This is a genomic window from Nocardioides faecalis (genome assembly GCF_018388425.1).
GTDB classification, from domain to species: domain Bacteria; phylum Actinomycetota; class Actinomycetes; order Propionibacteriales; family Nocardioidaceae; genus Nocardioides; species Nocardioides faecalis.
Genome location: NZ_CP074406.1, coordinates 1781230 through 1799547, shown reverse-complemented (window position 1 = coordinate 1799547; position 18318 = coordinate 1781230). Strand labels below are relative to the sequence as shown.

The following is an 18318-nucleotide window of genomic DNA, read 5'->3' as shown; positions in this document are numbered from 1 at the left end:
GGCGGTTAGCGATTCCTGTACCTGATGTCGTCACGTTCCGCCCACTCAAGCAGCGGAGCGATGTCAAACGAAGTGTCGTCGATCCTGCTGAACAGGTCCCCCACCTCCTCGTACCTACGCGGCATGGTCTGGATAGTGAAGTCATCCGGCTCGGCGACTGAAACCTCAGCCCACAGGAGCGGAGCGGAAACCCGAGCGTTCGGTGTGGCACACACACTGTATGGACTACGGATCGTGTGGTCGCGGGCGTTCTGGTTGTAGTCCACGAACACCGCAGCCGGATCGCGGTCCTTGGTCCACCAGGCGGTGGTGACCAGCTCGGGGGCCCGGCGTTCGACCTCGCGGGCGAAGGCGAGCGCGGCACGGCGTACGACCTTGTGCTCGGCCTCGGGGGCGATCCGGACGTAGACGTGCAGGCCCTTGCTGCCGCTGGTCTTCGGGTAGCCGACGGCACCGAGCTCCTCGAGCACCTCGTGGGCGACGTGGGCGACCTTCCGCACGGTGTCGTACGACGTCTCGGGGCCGGGGTCGAGATCGATGCGCCACTCGTCGGGCTGCTCCACCGCACCGCGGCGGCTGTTCCAGGGGTGGAACTCCACCGTGGACATCTGCACCGCCCAGATCACCGAGGCCAGCTCGGTGACGCACAGCTCGTCGGCGGTGCGCTTCCAGCGCGGGAAGAACAGCTCGACCGTCTCCACCCAGTCCGGGGCACCGGCGGGCAGCCGTTTCTGGTGCACCTTGTCGCCGGCCAGCCCCTTGGGGAAGCGGTGCAGCATGCACGGCCGCTCGAGCAGCGCGTTGACGATGCCGTCACCGACCGCGAGGTAGTACTCGACCAGGTCCAGCTTGGTGGCGCCGATCTCCGGGAAGTAGACGCGGTCCGGGTTGCTCACCCGCACGACCCGGCCCTCGACCTCGATCTCGACCGCGGGGGACGCCATGCCCGCGACCCTAACGCCCAGCGCCACCCGGCCGGTCCTGCAAGACTCCGGCGGTGCGGAGTGTCACGTGAGCGGGGTCCCGAGGCGTCAAAGGGGCATGAGAGCACAACGGGAGGCGGAATTCACCGCCTTCGTGCAGCAGAGCGGCACCCAGCTGTACCGGGCCGCGCTGCTGCTCACCGGCGACCACCACCTCGCCGAGGACCTGACGCAGACCACCTACGCCAAGGTCTTCGCGCAGTGGCGGCGTGTGCGGGCGACCGACAACCCGGTCGGCTACGCCCGGACCACCCTGCTGAACACCTTCCTGTCGCAACGGCGCCTGCGCCGCTCCGGCGAGCAGCCCACCGCGACGGTGAGCGACACGGCGTCGTACGACGTCGACGCGGGCACCCGGCTCGACCTGCTGACCGCGCTCGCCACGCTGTCGCCGCTGGACCGGGCGGTCGTCGTGCTGCGCTACTGGGAGGACCGCAGCGTCGCCGCTGTCGCGATCGACCTCGGGCTCACCGAGGACGTCGTCCGGACCCGTTCCCGGCGTGCTCTCCAGCGACTCCGCCCCCTCGTCAGCACCCCGGAGAGGACCCTGTGATGAACGACCTGAGGTACGACGCCCACGACCCGCACTCCCCCGACGACGACACCGTCGTCGCCTCCCGGCTCGGCACCGCTCTTTCCGAGCGGCTCCAGACCGAGCACCCGGACCTGCCCCGGCTCTCCGTGCACGCCGTCGCGCGCGGTACCCGGCTGCGCCGCCGGCGCCAGGCCGCGCTCGTGCTCGGCGGCGCCGCTGCGGTCGGCCTGATCGGCGGCGCGAGCGCCCTGCTCGGCGCGACGGGACCCGCCGTCGAGGAGGACCCGGTCTCCTTCGCTGCGGCACCCACGACCGCCCCGGCCGAGCCCGGTGCCTCCACCGCCCCCGGCCCCCTCACCGCCGGCCCGCTCACCGCCGGCCAGGTGCTCGACCTCGGCAACGGCCTGCAGGGCACCGTGATCCCGGCCGGTGAGGCCGAGCACCTCCTCGGCATGAACACCGACGCGGGCCGCGGAGCCGGATGGGCGCTGATGGTCGCCGGACCGTTGGACGTCCTCGAGCAGTGGTGGGCAGGGGGGTTCGGCACGTTGACCTCGGACCTGCCGGGCATCACCATCGCCGTGTCGGCCACCGACGCCGAGGCGTTGGGCCTGCTCGGACAGCTGGACGAGGCACCGGTCACCGTCGGCGCCGGCTGGACCTGCGAGTGGCACCTGCCCGACGACAAGGCGTCCTGCACCGCCGCCGACGGCGGTGTCGCCGCGCTGGTGGTCCGCGACGCAGCCGACCGCGACGAGTGGCTCGCCCAGAAGGATCCGGCCACCTACACGACCGAGGTCCACGACGGCATCTTCATCTCCGTGCAGGGCGGCCTCGGCACCACCGACGCCGAGCTGACCGAGCTGGGCGAGTCGCTGACCTGGGTCGACTGAGCGCTCAGCGCCAGCCGAGCGCCGGCGCCACGTGCTCCAGCACGGCCTCGATCACGTGGGCGTTGTAGTCCACGCCGAGCTGGTTGGGCACGGTGAGCAGCAGGGTGTCGGCCTCGGCGATCGCCTCGTCGCCGCGCAGCTGCTCGACGAGCGCGTCGGGCTCGGCGGCGTACGAACGACCGAAGATCGCACGCATGTTGTCGATGTTGCCGACCTGGTCGGACTCCTCCCGACTCTGCCCGAAGTAGGCGTGGTCCTTGTCGCTCACCAGCGGGAAGATCGACCGGCTGACCGAGACCCGCGGGGTGAAGTCGTGTCCGGCCTCGGCCCACGCGTCGCGGAAGACCCGGATCTGCTCGGCCTGCTGGACGTGGAACGGCTTGCCGCTCTCGTCCTCCTTCAGCGTGGAGCTCATCAGGTTCATCCCGAGCTCCGCGGCCCAGCGGGCGGTGCCGTTGGAGGCGGCACCCCACCAGATCCGCTCGCGCAGGCCGGGCGCGTGCGGCTCCAGGCGCAGCAGCCCGGGCGGGTTCGGGAACATCGGCCGCGGGTTCGGCTGCGCGAAGCCCTCGCCCTGCAGCACCTCGAGCGCGACCTGGGTGTGGCGGCGGGCCATGTCGGCCTCCGTCTCACCCTCGGCGGGGCCGTAGCCGAAGTACTTCCAGCCGTCGACGACCTGCTCCGGTGAACCGCGGGAGATGCCGAGCTGCAGCCTGCCGCCGGAGATCAGGTCGGCGGCGCCGGCGTCCTCGGCGAAGTACAGCGGGTTCTCGTAGCGCATGTCGATGACGCCGGTGCCGATCTCGATCCGGCTGGTCCGCGCCCCGATCGCGGCGAGCAGCGGGAACGGGCTGGCCAGCTGCCGGGCGAAGTGGTGCACCCGGAAGTAGGCGCCGTCCGCGCCGAGCTCCTCCGCGGCGACCGCGAGGTCGATGGACTGCAGCAGCGCGTCGGCGGCCGAGCGCGTCTTCGAGGACTCGTGCGGCGTCCAGTGCCCGAACGAGAGGAACCCGATCTTCTTCATGCTGGTTGAACCCTCAACCTTTGTGGTTCATTCCGGGTGGGCCCTGCTCAGTCCTTGCGCAGCAAGGCCAGGAACATCGCGTCGGTGCTGTGCCGATGCGGCCACAGCTGCACCGTGCCGGGCAGCGGACCGTCGGCGTCCGGCACCTCGCCCAGCACCGGCCGTACGTCGTCCAGCCGGACTCCCGGCGTGTCCGCGAGCGCAGCCGAGACGACCTGCGCGGTCTCCTCGAGCACCGGCGAGCAGGTGGCGTAGAGCAACGCTCCCCCCGGCCGCACGACCCGGACCGCCTCGGCGAGCAGGGCGCGCTGCAGCGCGACCAGGTCCTCCAGGTCGGCGACGGTACGGCGCCAGCGCGCCTCCGGCCTGCGGCGCAGGGCACCGAGGCCGGTGCAGGGTGCGTCCAGCAGCACCCGGTCGATGCTGTCGTCGGCGAACGGCGCGTGCGTGCTGTCGGTCTGCACCACACCCGCGAGACCCACGGCGCCCTTGGAGGCCCGGGCCGCGCGCGCCACGAGCTTGGCGCGGTGATCGTGCAGCTCGGCGCCGACGAGATGGGCGCCGCGTTCGGCGGCCAGCGCGGCGAGCAGCGCGGCCTTGCCGCCGGGCCCGGCGCACAGGTCCACCCAGCGCTCGTCGCGGCCGTCGACCGGCGCCTGCGCCAGCGCCACCGCGACCAGCTGCGAGCCCTCGTCCTGCACGCCGGCGCGGCCCTGCACCACGGCGGGCACGGCACCGGGGTCGCCGCCGGTGCCCAGCACGGTGCCGAAGGGCGAGTACGGCGTCGGCTCACCGGGCAGCTCGTCACGCTCGGCGAGCCCGGGGCGGGCCACCAGGGTGACCCGGGGCGCGCGGTTGTCGGCGGCCAGCAGGTCGCCGACCTCCTCCGCAGCGCCGACGCCGTCGAGCGCCTGCTCGAGGCGCTCCACGACCCAGCGGGGGTGGCTGTGCACCACGGCGAGGTGGCCGAGGTGGTCGGTGGCGTCCTCAGGTGCGACCTCGGCCAGCCAGCCGGTCAGGTCGCGCGCGGAGACCTTGCGCAGCACCGCGTTGGTGAAGCCGGCGGCGCCGGGGCTGACCTTGGCCCGCACCAGGTCGACGGTGGTGCTGATCGCGGCGTGCGCGGGCACCCGCATGCCGAGCAGCTGGTGGGTGCCCAGGCGCAGCGCGTCCAGCACCTTCGACTCGACCTTGCGCAGGGGCCGGTCGATGCAGGCGGCGAGGATGGCGTCGTACGTGCCCTGGCGGCGGATCGTGCCGGCGGCGAGCTCGGTGACGAACGCGGCGTCGCGTCCGCTCAGCTCGTGCTGGGCGAGGACCGCGGGCAGCACCAGGTTGGTGTAGCCGTCCTCGACCCGCACCGCGCGCAGCACCGACAGCGCCGCCAGCCGGACCGGGTCCCGGTCCCGTGGCGGGCGCGTGGACCGGCCTCGGCCACCTGCGCCACGGCCACCTGCGCCACGACCACCTGCACCGCGGCGACCGGGTCGCGGGCCGCTCACTCGAACGTCGCGGTCTCGGGCAGCCGGACGCCTCGGGCCCAGTCGGCGGCGCCCATCTGCTTCTTGCCGAAGGCCTTGACCTCGCCGAGACGCACCGCGGTGGTGGCGGTGCCGACCAGGACGTGGTTCTTGGCGACCCGGATCGCGCCGGGCGCGAGGTCCTCCACGCCCTCCTCGATGGAGACCGCGCCGAGCTTGACCCGGTCACCGTCCAGGGTGGTCCAGGCGCCGGGGCCCGGCGTGCAGGCCCGGATCCGGCGGTCCACGCCGACGGCGGGCTCGGTCCAGTCGACGCGGGCGTCCTCGACGGTGATCTTCGGGGCCAGGCTGATGCCCTCGGCGGGCTGCTCCCGGGCCTCCAGCGAGCCGTCGGCGATGCCGTCCAGGGTCGCGACGAGCAGGCTGGAGCCGCCCTCGGCGAGCCGGCCGAGCAGGTCGCCGGCGGTGTCGGTGGGCCGGATCCGCTCGGTCATCACGCCGAAGGTGGGCCCGGCGTCGAGGGCCTGGACGATGCGGAAGGTGGTGGCGCCGGTGAACTCGTCACCGGCCCAGATCGAGTGCTGCACGGGCGCGGCGCCGCGCCAGGCGGGCAGCAGCGAGAAGTGCAGGTTGATCCAGCCGTGCTCGGGGATGTCCAGGGCGCTCTGCGGCAGCAGGGCGCCGTAGGCGACCACGGGGCAGCAGTCGGGCTGCAGCGCGCGCAGCTCCTCCTGGAACGCGGGGTCCTTGGGGTGGCTGGGCTTGAGCACCGGCACCCCGAGCTCCTCGGCGCGCAGCGCGACCGGGCTGGGGGTGAGCTTGCGGCCGCGGCCGGCGGGCGCGTCGGGGCGGGTGACGACGCCGACGAGCTCGTGGCCCGACTTCGCGACGGCGTCCAGGGACGGAACGGCGACCTCGGGGGTGCCGGCGAAAACGACCTTCATCGGCCGAGACCTCCAGTTGCGTGGGGCGAGAACTTCACGACGGGCTTCTCCAGGCCGAACCACTCCGACTCCCGGATCTCGCGCATCGCGGCCTTGCGGGCCTCGGCGTCGAGCCGGTCGATGAACAAGATCCCGTCCAGGTGGTCGGTCTCGTGCTGGATCGCGCGGGCGAGCAGGTCGGAGCCCTCGATCCGCACGGGGTCGCCGTGCATGTTGAAGCCGGTGGCGACCACCGACAGCGCGCGGAGGCAGTCGTAGGTCAGCTCAGGCAGCGACAGGCAGCCCTCGGCGCCGTCCTGGGTCTCCTCGGACAGCTGCAGCGACGGGTTGACCAGGTGGCCGACCTCGCCGTCGACGTACCAGGTGAAGACGCGCAGGCCGACCCCGATCTGCGGCGCGGCCAGGCCGGCGCCGGGGGCGTCGAGCATGGTGTCGGTCAGGTCGGTGACGAGCTGGCGCAGCTCGGTGTCGAAGCTTGTGACCTCGATGGCGGGCTTGCGAAGGATGGGGTCGCCGAAGAGGCGGATGGGTCTGATGGCCACCGACTCATCCTAGGATCTCGCCCGGATCCACCTGCACGCGCACCGGCTCCAGCTTGCGTGAGGAGCGCAGCCGCTGGGCCTCGGCCAGGGCTGCGGAGAGCCGGGCGCCGTCGACGCGCGGCACCCGGACCACGAGCCGCTCCTCCTCGTCGTCGGTCGGCACCGGCCCCAGCACGTCGGCGTGCTCGGGCAGCTGCAGCAGCGCCCGGACATCGTCGAGGGCACCAGGATTGCCGGTCAGCGTGGCGATCCTGGCGGCGGGCGGCAGGTGCGCCTCGCGTCGTTCGTCGGCCTCGCGGGCGGCGAAGCCGGCGGGGTCCCAGCGGACCAGAGCCTGCAAGGCGGTCGAGGCCGGGTCGCCGACGGCCAGGGCCCGTCCCCCGACCCGCAGCAACCCGATCGCGTTGCACCAGCGGCGCACCGCCTCCTCGGCGGCGCGCATGCTGTCGCGGCTGAGCAGCCACCAGGTGTCCAGCAGCAGCACCACCGCGTACCCGCCGGAGGCGACCGGCTCGGCGCCCGGGGTGGCGACCACGATCCGCGGCGTGGCGTCCACGTGGGCTCGGATCCGCTCACCCGAGGAGGTGAGCACCGGCACCGCGGGGAACGACCGGCCGAGCTCGTCGGCGGTGCGGGCATCGCCCAGCACCGGCGCCCGCAGCCCGGCGGCGCCGCACTCGGGGCACGACCAGTCCAGGGCCTCGGTCGCGCACCAGCGACACCGCGGCGGCGCGGTCGGGCCGGCCAGGGTCAGCGGGCCGGTGCAGGCGCGGCACTGCGCGGGCGTGCGGCAGCGCTCGCAGGCCAGCCGCAACGCGTAGCCGGCGCGTGGGGTCTGCACCAGCACGGGGCCGCGCTCCAGGCCCCAGCGCAGCGCCTGGTGCGCCTCACGGGGGATCCGGGCGGTGGCGGCGTGCGGGTCGCGCTCCCGGGCGGTGTCGGTGGCCCCGCTGATCGCGACCAGGGCACGCTCGCGGACCACGGCGCGGGGCAGCGCGATCTCGCGGGCCCAGCCGGCGCGCAGCAGCTGGTCGGCCTCCACCGTGCGGGCGAACCCGCCGACCAGCGCCGCGGCGCCCTGCTGCTCGGAGCGCAGCAGCAGCACCTCCCGGGTGTGCGGGTACGGCGCCCGGGGCTCGGCGTGCAGGTCGTCACCGTCGTCCCAGATCACCACCAGGCCGAGGTCATGCACCGGGGCGAACGCCGCAGAGCGGGAGCCGACCACGATGCGCCGCGCCCCCCGGCGGACGGCGAGGAAGTCCCGGTAGCGGGCGGCGGGGCCCGACTCCGCACCCAGCGTGACGTGGTGACCCTCGCCGAGCACGGCGCTCAGCGCGGCGTCGAGGCGGGCCACGTCGCGATGGTCGGGCACGCACAGCACCGAGCCCCGGCCGGCGGCCAGCGCCGCGGCGGCGAGGTGGGCCAGCAGCAGCGGCCAGTCCTCCCCCGGGCCGGCGCCCCACACCGCGCGCGGCGCCTCGCCGCGGGCCAGGTGGCCCAGGAACGCGGCGGCTGCCGGATAGGCGGCCCAGGCCTCGTGCGCGGCCCGCACCGCCTCCGGGCCAGGCAGCGGCGGCGCCGGGGGCGTGGGCTCCTGCTCGGTGGTCGCATGCCGTGGGGGCACCGCGAGGCGTCGTACGTCGGCACCGACGCCGGCGTAGCGCTCCGCGACCCGGCGGCACAGCTCGGCGACCTCGGGGGCGAGCACCGGCTCGGGGCTGACCAGGCGGCGCAGCGGGGAGAGCACACCGTCGTGATCGGAGGTCGGGTGCCGGTCGATGATGAACCCGTCGACGTCCTTGCCCGCGAAGCGGACCTTGACCCGGGTGCCGGGCCGGGCGTCGTCGGCCATCGAGGCCGGCACGGTGTAGTCGAAGGCCCGGTCCAGGTGGGCCAGCGGCACCTCGAGCAGCACCCGCGCCACGGGGTCGACCTCGGCCAGCTCGGCGCTGGCGGCCTTGCGGGCCCGGGTCGCCGACGCCTTGCGCCGGCCCTCCGCGACCTTGTCGCGGACCAGCCCGGGCAGCTCGAGAGCCGGCTCGTCGGGCGTCGGGGTCATGGCCGCAGTTCTATCAGCGGCGCCCGACGTGAGAACGCCCGCGCCCACCGTCTCCGCAGACGGTGGGCGCGGGCGTCGAGCACGTCACACGTGATCGCGCGGCTCAGGCGTTGATGGCGGCCTTGAGTGCCTCGGCGCGGTCGGTGCGCTCCCAGGTGAACTCGGGCAGCTCGCGGCCGAAGTGGCCGTAGGCGGCCGTCTTGGCGTAGATCGGGCGGAGCAGGTCGAGGTCGCGCAGGATGGCGGCCGGGCGCAGGTCGAAGACCTCGAGCACGGCGGCCTGGATCTTCTCGTCGGGCACGATGCCGGTGCCGAAGGTCTCCACGAAGACGCCGACCGGGGCGGCCTTGCCGATCGCGTAGGCGACCTGGACCTCGGCGCGACGGGCGAGGCCGGCGGCGACGATGTTCTTGGCCACCCAGCGCATGGCATACGCCGCCGATCGGTCCACCTTCGAGGGGTCCTTGCCGGAGAAGGCGCCGCCGCCGTGGCGGGCCATGCCGCCGTAGGTGTCGACGATGATCTTGCGGCCGGTCAGGCCGGCGTCGCCCATCGGGCCGCCGACCACGAAGCGGCCGGTGGGGTTGATGTAGAGCTTGTGGTCCTCGGCGGGCACGGAGTCCTTGAACGACTCCAGCACCGGGTTGATCACGTGGGACTCGATGTCCTTGGCCAGCTGGTCCTGGGTGACGTCCTCGGAGTGCTGGGTGGACAGCACGACGGCGTCAACGCGCACGGGGCGGTTCTCGGCGTCGTACTCGATGGTGACCTGGGTCTTGCCGTCAGGACGCAGGTACGGCAGCGTGCCGTCCTTGCGGACCGCGGTGAGCCGCTCGGCGAGCGTCTGGGCGATCTTGATCGGCAGCGGGAACAGCTCGGGGGTGTCGTCGCAGGCGTAGCCGAACATCAGGCCCTGGTCGCCGGCGCCCTGCTTGTCCAGCTCGTCGGCGGAGGCGCCGACCCGCTCCTCGTAGGCGTCGTCGACGCCCTGGGCGATGTCGGCGGACTGCGCACCGATGGCGACCTGCACGCCGCACGAGTTGCCGTCGAAGCCCTTGTCGGAGGAGTCGTAGCCGATCTCCAGGATCTTCTGGCGCACCAGCTGCGCGACGGGGGCGTAGGCGTCGGTGGTGACCTCACCGGCGACCACCACGAGTCCGGTGGTCAGCAGCGTCTCGACCGCGACCCGGCTCTTGGGGTCGTGCTCCAGCAGGTAGTCGAGAACGGTGTCGCTGATCTGGTCGGCGATCTTGTCGGGGTGACCCTCGGTCACCGACTCCGACGTGAACAGACGTCCGGTCATGTGGTGTAGCTCCTGGGTGCTTGGACCGAGTCGGGGTTCCCCGAGCCCGTGCGGGTGGAAAGGTCGTGACGGATGGTGCCAGATGCTGCCAGGCACTCCCGGAAAGTCCCAGCGCCGCACCAACGATACGGACGCGTGCGCGTCGTGCGGTGGTATCTCAGGAACGCCCGGCGAGGCGGACGGCGACCAGGTCCCAGATCCGGTGGGCCAGGGCCGACTTCGAGCCGTGCGGCACCTCGGTGCTCGAGCCGTCGGCGCCGAGGATGAGTGCCTCGTTGTCGGTGCTGCCGAACACCGCTCCCCCGCTGACGTCGTTGACCACGAGCAGGTCGCAACCCTTGCGGGCCAGCTTGGCACGGGCCAGGTCGAGCACGCTGCCGGTGTGATCACCGGTCTCGGCGGCGAACCCCACGATCACCGCGTCCGGTCGCGACCGGTGCGTGGAGATCTCCTTGAGGATGTCGGGGTTCTGCTGCAGGACGATGGACGGCGCGGAGCCGTCGTCGGCCTTCTTGATCTTCGTCTCCGACGTGCTGAGCGGGCGGAAGTCGGCCGGCGCAGCGGCCATCACCACCGCGTCGGCGTCGACACTGGCGCTCAGCACGGCGTCGCGCAGCTCGGCGGTCGACTCGACAGCCACCACCTTCACCCCGGCCGGGTCGGGCAGGGTGACGTTCGCGGCGACGAGGGTGACCTCCGCGCCGCGTGCGGCCGCGGCCCGGGCCAGGGCGTAGCCCTGCCGGCCCGAGGACCGGTTGCCGAGGAAGCGGACCGGGTCGAGCCGCTCGCGGGTGCCGCCGGCGGAGACCACGACGCGGCGCCCTGCGAGGTCACCCAGCGGTGCCGCGCCACTCGTCCCACCGGTCGTGCCACCGGTCGTGCCACCGGTCGCCGCGCCGGTGCTGCGCTCCAGCACGTCGCGGGCGAGCTCGAAGATCTCGACGGGGTCGGGCAGGCGGCCCTTGCCGGTGTCCGCTCCGGTGAGCCGGCCCTCGGCGGGCTCGATCACCACCACGCCGCGCGAGCGCAGCGTGGCGACGTTGGCGACGGTGGCCGGGTGCTCCCACATCTCGGTGTGCATCGCGGGCGCGAGCACCACCGGGCAACGCGCGGTGAGCAGCGTGTTGGTCAGCAGGTCGTCGGCCAGGCCGTGCGCCGCCTTGGCGAGCAGGTCGGCGGTGGCCGGGGCCACCACGACCAGGTCGGCGCCCTGGCCGAGACGCACGTGAGGCACCTCGTGGACGCCGGTCCACACCTCGGCGGAGACCGGCTTGCCCGACAGCGCGGCCCAGGTGGGCGCGCCGACGAACTCCAGGGCCGCCGCGGTCGGGACGACCGTGACGTCGTGGCCGGACTCGGTGAACCGGCGGAGCAGCTCGCAGGCCTTGTAGGCCGCGATGCCGCCGGACACACCGAGCACCACGCGTGCCATGGGGGTCAGCTCACTCGGCGGCGGGGGCGGCCTGCTCGGCCGCTGCCGCGGCAGCCGCGGCCTGCTCGGCAGCGAGCTCGGCGGGGTCGATGTCCTCGCAGGTCAGCAGGTCCTGGCTGATCTCGCGCAGCGCGATCGAGAGCGGCTTCTCCTGCACGTGGGTCTCCACGAGGGGGCCGACGTACTCCAGCAGGCCCTCGCCGAGCTGGGAGTAGTAGGCGTTGATCTGCCGGGCGCGCTTGGCGCTGTAGAGAACCAGCTTGTACTTGCTGTCGGTCTTGGACAGCAGGTCGTCGATCGGAGGGTTGGTGACACCCTCGGCGGCGATGTTCGGGGCAGACACGTGGTTACAGCCTCACAGTTCTCGGTGGATTGCGGAGTCCGGGCGACAAGAGCGACGACGAGCGCCGGCTAGGGCGCAGAACTCCCAATCATCAAGGCTACCAACTCCTGCACCGCGGCGTTAACTTCGCGGTTGATGATCGTCACGTCGAACTCGGACTCGGCGGCCAGCTCGAGCTTGGCCGTGGCCAGCCGGCGCTCGCGCTCCTCCTCGGTCTCGGTGCCGCGGCCGACGAGGCGCCGGACGAGCTCCTCCCACGACGGCGGCTTGAGGAAGACGAAGACGGCGTCCGGCATGGTGCGGCGCACCTGCCGGGCGCCTTGCAGGTCGATCTCCAGCATCGCCGGGCGGCCGGCGGCCAGCGCCGCCTCGACGCCGGCGCGAGGGGTGCCGTAGCGGTGCACGCCGTGCACCGTGGCCCACTCCAGCAGCTCGTCGTCGGCGATCATCGCGTCGAAGGTGGCGTCGTCGACGAAGTGGTAGTGCACGCCGTCGACCTCGCCCGGGCGAGGCGGGCGGGTGGTCGCGGAGACCGACAGGTAGACCTCGGGGTGCTGCTCGCGCATGGCGGCGGCCACGGTGCCCTTGCCGACCGCGGTGGGTCCGGCGAGGACGAAGAGACGGCTACGGGTCACGTCAGTCGGAACCGGGGGCGAACTCGCGCTCGAGCGCGGCGATCTGCTTCGCACCGAGCCCACGCACACGTCGGGACTCGGCGATGCCGAGGCGCTCCATCATCTGCCGGGCGCGGACCTTGCCCATGCCGGGCACCGACTGCAGCAGGTCGATCACCTTCATCTTGCCGACGACCTCGTTGACCTGGCCGGCGGCGAGCACCTCGCTGATGGTGCCGCCCGCGTTCTTCAGCCGGTTCTTCACCTCGGCCCGCTCACGGCGCGCGGCCGCGGCCTTCTGCAGTGCGGCCTGTCGCTGTTCGGGAGTCAAGGGGGGCAAAGCCACAGGGGGCATCCTTCGGTGTGGGTCAGCGGTCTACGGGCGGATCCGAGCGCCGCCGGTCAATCTAGCCACACCTGATCAGGCGCGGCAACGTGGTGCCCGCGCAGACCTGGTCACAGGCTCAGCGGGGTCTTGCAGACGTCGCGCGCCTGCTGCGCGACCCCGGCGAAGGCGGCCCGCGACTCAGCGGCTGCCAGGCGCACCGCGGCGGTGCGGATCGCAGCCAGCTCGTCGTCGGACAAGTCCTGCGGCGGCTCCTCGGGGTCGTACGACGCGGGGTCGACGCCGGCGGCCTCGAGGGCGTCGCGCAGCGCGCTCACCCGCTCCACGACGATCGCCCACTCGTCGCGCAGGTCCTTGGGCGACTTCTCGGCCAGCCGCTCGAAGGACGGCAGCGCGCGCAGCAGTCCGGTCTCCTTGCCGGCACCGAGCGCTGCACCCAGGTCCTCGCGGCGCTCGACGACCTCCTCGCAGTAGGCAGCGAACGGGTCGTCGGCCTGCCCGGGGCGCAGCCACACGACGGCGGCGACGACCAGGGCCAGCGCCAGGACGGCGAGCAGCAGCCGGCCCGGGGTCGCCCAGGCCGGTCGGCGGCGCGCCGCCGGGCTCACCCGCGCAGCTCCTCGTTGGCGCGCAGCACGGCGTCGCGCAGCGCGACGGGGTCCGGGCCCAGCCGGAGCACACCGCGGGAGGACGTGGCGATCACGTGGCCGTCGCTGGCCCCGAAGAGGCGGCGCAGGTCCGCGGTGGTGCCGCCCTGCTCGCCGTAGCCCGGCGCCAGCACGGGACCGTTGAAGGCCAGGTCCGCGGGCTCCAGGCCGAGGGCGGCCAGGCCGCCCCGGTCGCCGAGCGTGGCGCCCACGACCGCGCCGAAGGAGCCGAGCGGCTCGGCGTCGCCGTTGAGCGCGCGCAGGTGCGCCAGCACGGTGGCCGCGACCCCGCGGCCGCCGAACGCGGCGCCGGTCCGGGCGCTCTGCACCTCCGGGCCCTCCGGGTTGGACGTCGCGGCCAGCACGAACAGCCCGGCGCCGTGGGTGCGGGCGGACTCGACGAACGGCGTCAGCGAGCCGAAGCCGAGGTAGGGGCTGAGCGTGACCGCATCGGAGGCCAGCGGCGAGGACGGGTCCAGGTAGGCGTCGGCGTAGGCCTGCGAGGTGGAGCCGATGTCGCCGCGCTTGACGTCGAGAAGCACCAGCGCGCCCGCGGCCCGGGCCGCCGCGATCACCCGCTCCAGCACCGCGACGCCGCGGCTGCCGAAGCGCTCGTAGAACGCCGACTGCGGCTTCACCGTGCTGACGTACGGCGCCACGGCCTCCACCGCGCGCAGCGCGAACTGCTCGAGGCCGGCCACGTCGTCGTCGTACCCCCAGGCGCGCAGCAGCACGGCGTGCGGGTCGATGCCCACGCAGAACGGTCCGCGCTCCGCGGCGAGCGCGTGCAGCCGGGCACCGAAAGGAGCTGGCTGGGTCGTGGTCATCGCAGTCCCTTCAGGACCTGGCGGGGCCAGGACGGCCCGCCGTAGATCAGGGCACTGTAGGCCTGCACCAGGTCGGCGCCGGCGGCGATCCGCTGGCGGGCGTCCTCCGCGCTCCCGATGCCGCCGACCCCGATCAGGGTGAGTCGGTCGCCCACCCGCCCGCGCAGCAGCGAGACGACCTCGGTCGCGCGCTCGCGCAACGGGGCGCCGGAGAGGCCGCCGGCACCGCACGCCTCGACGGTGGCGGCGTCCGTGCGCAGGTTCTCGCGGGCGATGGTGGTGTTGGTGGCGATGATCCCGGACAGCCCGAGGGCCAGCGCCATGTCGGCCACGGCCAGCACGTCGTCGTCGGAGAGGTCGGGGGCGATCTTGACCAGCAGCGGCACCGGCGTGCCGCGTCGTTGCGCGGTGGCGGCGTCGGCCACCCGGCGCACGTGCTCGAGCAGCGGGGCGAGCTTCTCCACCGCCTGCAGGTTGCGCAGCCCGGGCGTGTTGGGCGAGCTGACGTTGACCACCAGGTAGTCGGCGTGCGGGGCGAGCAGCCGGGTGGAGGTCTCGTAGTCGGCCTCGACGCCCGCCTGGTCGTCGTCCGGAACCACCTTGGACTTGCCGATGTTGACCCCCAGCACGGGTCCGCGGCCGTCGCGGCGGCGCTGGGCCAGCCGGGCGGCCACGGCGACCGCGCCGTCGTTGTTGAAGCCCATCCGGTTGACGATCGCACGGTCCTGCGGCAGCCGGAACAGCCGCGGCAGGGGGTTGCCGGGCTGGGCCAGGGCGGTGACCGTGCCGATCTCGACGTGGCCGAAGCCGAACGCGCCCATCCGGTCGTAGACCTGGGCGGTCTTGTCGAAGCCGGGGGCCAGGCCGAGACGGTTGGGGAAGCGCAGCCCCATCGCCGTCACCGGGTCCGTGGCCGGGGGCGGCACCCGGGTCAGGAGCGGACCGGCGGCCCGGAGCGCGGAGAAGGCGCGGTGGTGCGCCTCCTCCGCGTCCATCCGGACCAGGACCCCGTCGAAGACGCGGTCGTAGACGCGTCCCATCAGCCGGCGTTCCCGGCGTGCCACTCCTGCAGGGAGCGCACCCCGATCGTCCCGGAGCGGATCGCTGCGATGCCCTGCACCGCGGCGGCCAGCCCTTGGACCGTGGTGATGCACGGCGTTCCGGTGAGCACCGCGGCGGAGCGGATCTCGTAGCCGTCCACGCGCGAGTCGGCGCCGGCCGTGCCACCCTGCGGGGTGTTCACGATCAGGTCGACGTCACCGTCGTGGATCAGCTGCACCGTGGTCTTCTCCCCCGCCGGGCCGGGGCCCTGGGAGTGCTTGCGCACCACGGTGGCGCTGATGCCGTTGCGCCGCAGCACCTCGGCGGTGCCCTGGGTGGCGAGCAGCTCGAAGCCGTAGTCGACCAGCACCCGCGCCGGGAAGATCATCGCCCGCTTGTCGCGGTTGGCGATCGAGATGAACACCTTGCCCTCGGTGGGCAGCGAGCCGTAGGCGGCTGCCTGGGACTTGCTGAACGCGGTGCCGAAGTCGGCGTCGAAGCCCATCACCTCACCGGTCGACTTCATCTCCGGGCCCAGGATGGTGTCGACGAACTGACCCTCCTTGGTGCGGAACCGGTTGAACGGCAGCACTGCCTCCTTGACCGCGATCGGCGAGTCGGCGGGCAGCGTGCCGCCGTCGCCGGTGGCCGGCAGCGCCCCCTCGGCGCGCAGGTCGGCGATCGTCTCGCCGAGCATCACCCGGGCCGCCGCCTTCGCCAGCTGGGTGCCGGTCGCCTTCGACACGAACGGCACGGTCCGCGAGGCGCGCGGGTTGGCCTCGAGGACGTAGAGCACGTCGGAGCCGAGCGCGAACTGGATGTTGATCAGCCCGCACACGCCCACGCCCTTGGCGATCGCCTCGGTGGCGGTGCGGATGCGGGTGATCTCGGCGGCGCCGAGCGTGATCGGCGGCAGCGCGCACGAGGAGTCGCCGGAGTGGATGCCGGCCTCCTCGATGTGCTCCATCACGCCGCCGAGGAACAGCTCGTTGCCGTCGTACAGGGCGTCGACGTCGATCTCGACGGCGTCGTCGATGAACCGGTCGACCAGGACCGGGCGGTCCGGGCTGATCTCGGTCGCGGACTCGATGTAGGTCTTCAGCGCGTCGTCGCTGTAGACGATCTGCATGCCGCGCCCACCCAGGACGTACGACGGGCGCACCAGCACCGGGTAGCCGATGGAGTGCGCGATCGTCTGGGCGTCCTCGAAGGAGACCGCGGTGCCGTGCATCGGCGCGACCAGGCCGGCCTCGGCGAGCACCCGGCCGAACGCGCCGCGCTCCTCGGCGAGGTCGATCGCGGCGGGGCTGGTGCCGGCGATCGGCACGCCGGCGTCCTGCAGGCCCTGGGCCAGGCCGAGCGGCGTCTGGCCGCCGAGGGTGGCGATGACGCCGGCGATCGGGCCGGCCGCCTTCTCCGCCTCGTAGATCTCGAGCACGTCCTCCAGGGTGAGCGGCTCGAAGTAGAGCCGGTCGGAGGTGTCGTAGTCGGTGGAGACGGTCTCGGGGTTGCAGTTGACCATGATCGTCTCGTAGCCGGCCTCGGCCAGCGCGAGCGAGGCGTGCACGCACGAGTAGTCGAACTCGATGCCCTGGCCGATCCGGTTCGGGCCCGAGCCGAGGATGATCACCGCCTCCCGCTCCCGCGGCACGACCTCGGTCTCCTCGTCGTAGGAGGAGTAGTAGTACGGCGTCTTGGCCGCGAACTCCGCGGCGCAGGTGTCGACGGTCTTGTAGACCGGGCGCACGCCGAGCTCGTGGCGGCGGGCCCGGACGTCGGCCTCCGCGAGGCCGCGGATGCCGGCGACCTGGGCGTCGGAGAGCCCGTGGCGCTTGGCGTGGCGCAGCGTGGCGGCGTCCAGCTCCGGCGCGGCGGCCACGGCCTGGGCGACCTCGTCGATCAGGAACAGCTGGTCGACGTACCAGGGGTCGATCTTGGTGGCCTCGAAGATCTCCTCGGGCGTGGCTCCGGCGCGGATCGCCAGCATCAGCTTCTGGATCCGGCCGTCGTGCGGACGCTGCACGTCGGCGAGCAGCGCGTCCTTGTCGCCGGGCTCGCCGGCCCAGGTGAACGCCGATCCCTTCGACTCCATCGAGCGCAGCGCCTTGTTCAGCGCCTCGGAGAAGTTGCGGCCGATCGCCATCGCCTCGCCCACGGACTTCATGTGGGTGGTCAGGGTGGAGTCGGCGGTCGGGAACTTCTCGAACGCGAACCGGGGCACCTTGACCACGACGTAGTCGAGCGTGGGCTCGAACGAGGCGGCGGTGGAGCCCTGCGGGCCGGCGGTGATGTCGTTCTCGATCTCGTCCAGGGTGTAGCCGATGGCGACCTTCGCGGCGATCTTGGCGATCGGGTAGCCGGTGGCCTTCGAGGCCAGCGCCGAGGAGCGCGAGACCCGCGGGTTCATCTCGATCACGATGACGCGGCCGTCGGCCGGGTTCACGGCGTACTGGATGTTGCAGCCGCCGGTGTCGACGCCGACCTCGCGGATCACGCCGATGGCGAGGTCGCGCAGGTGCTGGTACTCGCGGTCGGTCAGCGTCATCGCCGGGGCGACGGTGATCGAGTCGCCGGTGTGCACGCCGACCGGGTCGAAGTTCTCGATGGAGCAGATGATGACGACGTTGTCGTTGCGGTCGCGCATCACCTCCAGCTCGTACTCCTTCCAGCCCAGGATCGACTCCTCGATCAGCACCTCGGTGGTCGGCGAGGCGGAGAGCCCGGCGCCGGCGATGCGGTGCAGGTCCTCTGCGTCGAAGGCGATGCCCGAGCCGAGGCCGCCCATGGTGAAGGAGGGGCGGATGACGACCGGGAAGCCGAGCTCCTCGGTGGCCTTCTCGACCTCGTCCATCGAGTGGCAGATGAAGGAGCGGCACACCTCGCCGCCGACCTTGCGCACGATGTCGTTGAACAGCTCGCGGTTCTCGCCGCGGTGGATGGCCTCGAAGGAGGCGCCGATCATCTCGACGCCGTACTTCTCGAGCACACCGTTCTCGTGCAGCGCGGTGGCGGTGTTGAGCGCGGTCTGGCCGCCCAGGGTGGGCAGGATCGCGTCGGGGCGCTCCTTGGCGATGACCTTCTCGACGAACTCCGGGGTGATCGGCTCGACGTAGGTGGCGTCGGCGAACTCCGGGTCGGTCATGATCGTCGCCGGGTTGGAGTTCACCAGGATGACCCGGATGCCCTCCTCCTTGAGCACGCGGCAGGCCTGGGTGCCGGAGTAGTCGAACTCGCAGGCCTGGCCGATGACGATCGGGCCGGAGCCGATGACGAGGATGGACTTGATGTCGTCGCGCTTCGGCAC

The 18318-nt window shown here is 73.0% G+C and carries 17 protein-coding genes; 2 read left to right on the top strand and 15 right to left on the bottom strand.

All coding sequences use genetic code 11. The features are described from left to right. Positions 1-5: 5 nt before the first annotated feature. A complete protein-coding gene (gene ligD, locus KG111_RS08220) occupies positions 6-944 on the bottom strand; it encodes a non-homologous end-joining DNA ligase (RefSeq protein WP_205290162.1) in 939 nt (312 codons plus the stop codon). Positions 945-1041: 97 nt separating this feature from the next. Here ligD and KG111_RS08215 point away from each other — a divergent pair, with 97 nt between their 5' ends. Both KG111_RS08215 and KG111_RS08210 read left to right on the top strand, forming a co-directional pair. Continuing rightward, entirely contained in the window at positions 1042-1536 is a 495-nt protein-coding gene (locus KG111_RS08215) for a SigE family RNA polymerase sigma factor (protein WP_205290161.1), read from the top strand. After that, positions 1536-2411, top strand: a complete 876-nt coding sequence (locus tag KG111_RS08210) for a hypothetical protein (RefSeq protein ID WP_205290160.1) — start codon at positions 1536-1538, stop codon at positions 2409-2411. The genes KG111_RS08215 and KG111_RS08210 overlap by 1 nt, the downstream gene beginning before the upstream one ends. A gap of 4 nt (positions 2412-2415) precedes the next feature. On the opposite strand, the gene KG111_RS08205 is transcribed toward KG111_RS08210, so the two are convergent. From KG111_RS08205 to carB, 14 genes are all read right to left on the bottom strand, one after another. Then, positions 2416-3435, bottom strand: a complete 1020-nt coding sequence (locus KG111_RS08205; protein WP_205290159.1) for an LLM class flavin-dependent oxidoreductase — start codon at positions 3433-3435, stop codon at positions 2416-2418. 47 nt (positions 3436-3482) lie between these two features. Further along, positions 3483-4937, bottom strand: coding sequence for an RsmB/NOP family class I SAM-dependent RNA methyltransferase (locus tag KG111_RS08200; protein WP_205290158.1), 1455 nt, complete (start codon positions 4935-4937; stop codon positions 3483-3485). Further along, complete coding sequence (gene fmt, locus KG111_RS08195; RefSeq protein WP_205290157.1) at positions 4934-5860, bottom strand: methionyl-tRNA formyltransferase; 927 nt, start codon at positions 5858-5860, stop codon at positions 4934-4936. Before fmt ends, KG111_RS08200 begins: the two co-directional genes overlap by 4 nt. Continuing rightward, positions 5857-6402: a peptide deformylase gene (gene def / locus KG111_RS08190; protein WP_205290156.1), complete on the bottom strand. Its 546-nt coding sequence runs from the start codon at positions 6400-6402 to the stop codon at positions 5857-5859. Before def ends, fmt begins: the two co-directional genes overlap by 4 nt. Positions 6403-6406: 4 nt before the next feature. Then, positions 6407-8461, bottom strand: a complete 2055-nt coding sequence (locus KG111_RS08185; RefSeq protein WP_205290155.1) for a primosomal protein N' — start codon at positions 8459-8461, stop codon at positions 6407-6409. 103 nt (positions 8462-8564) lie between these two features. Next, the gene (metK, locus tag KG111_RS08180) at positions 8565-9764 is read right to left on the bottom strand and encodes a methionine adenosyltransferase (RefSeq protein WP_205290154.1); all 1200 of its coding nucleotides are present in this window, start codon (positions 9762-9764) and stop codon (positions 8565-8567) included. Positions 9765-9921: 157 nt separating this feature from the next. Further along, positions 9922-11196, bottom strand: coding sequence for a bifunctional phosphopantothenoylcysteine decarboxylase/phosphopantothenate synthase (locus KG111_RS08175; protein WP_205290153.1), 1275 nt, complete (start codon positions 11194-11196; stop codon positions 9922-9924). A 10-nt stretch (positions 11197-11206) separates the two neighbouring features. After that, positions 11207-11539: a DNA-directed RNA polymerase subunit omega gene (gene rpoZ, locus KG111_RS08170; protein ID WP_205290152.1), complete on the bottom strand. Its 333-nt coding sequence runs from the start codon at positions 11537-11539 to the stop codon at positions 11207-11209. Positions 11540-11607: 68 nt separating this feature from the next. Further along, positions 11608-12174, bottom strand: coding sequence for a guanylate kinase (gene gmk / locus KG111_RS08165; RefSeq protein WP_205290151.1), 567 nt, complete (start codon positions 12172-12174; stop codon positions 11608-11610). A 1-nt stretch (position 12175) separates the two neighbouring features. Beyond that, entirely contained in the window at positions 12176-12499 is a 324-nt protein-coding gene (gene mihF / locus KG111_RS08160; protein ID WP_205290150.1) for an integration host factor, actinobacterial type, read from the bottom strand. Between the two features lie 110 nt (positions 12500-12609). Then, complete coding sequence (locus KG111_RS08155; protein WP_205290149.1) at positions 12610-13107, bottom strand: hypothetical protein; 498 nt, start codon at positions 13105-13107, stop codon at positions 12610-12612. Continuing rightward, a complete protein-coding gene (gene pyrF / locus KG111_RS08150; RefSeq protein WP_205290148.1) occupies positions 13104-13973 on the bottom strand; it encodes an orotidine-5'-phosphate decarboxylase in 870 nt (289 codons plus the stop codon). The genes KG111_RS08155 and pyrF overlap by 4 nt, the downstream gene beginning before the upstream one ends. After that, positions 13970-15037 (bottom strand): quinone-dependent dihydroorotate dehydrogenase, encoded by a 1068-nt coding sequence (locus KG111_RS08145; RefSeq protein WP_249666356.1) that lies wholly within the window; start codon positions 15035-15037, stop codon positions 13970-13972. Before KG111_RS08145 ends, pyrF begins: the two co-directional genes overlap by 4 nt. After that, positions 15013-18318 carry a carbamoyl-phosphate synthase large subunit gene (carB, locus tag KG111_RS08140; RefSeq protein ID WP_205290147.1) on the bottom strand — a complete coding sequence of 1102 codons (3306 nt, stop codon included), beginning with the start codon at positions 18316-18318 and terminating at the stop codon, positions 15013-15015. The genes KG111_RS08145 and carB overlap by 25 nt, the downstream gene beginning before the upstream one ends.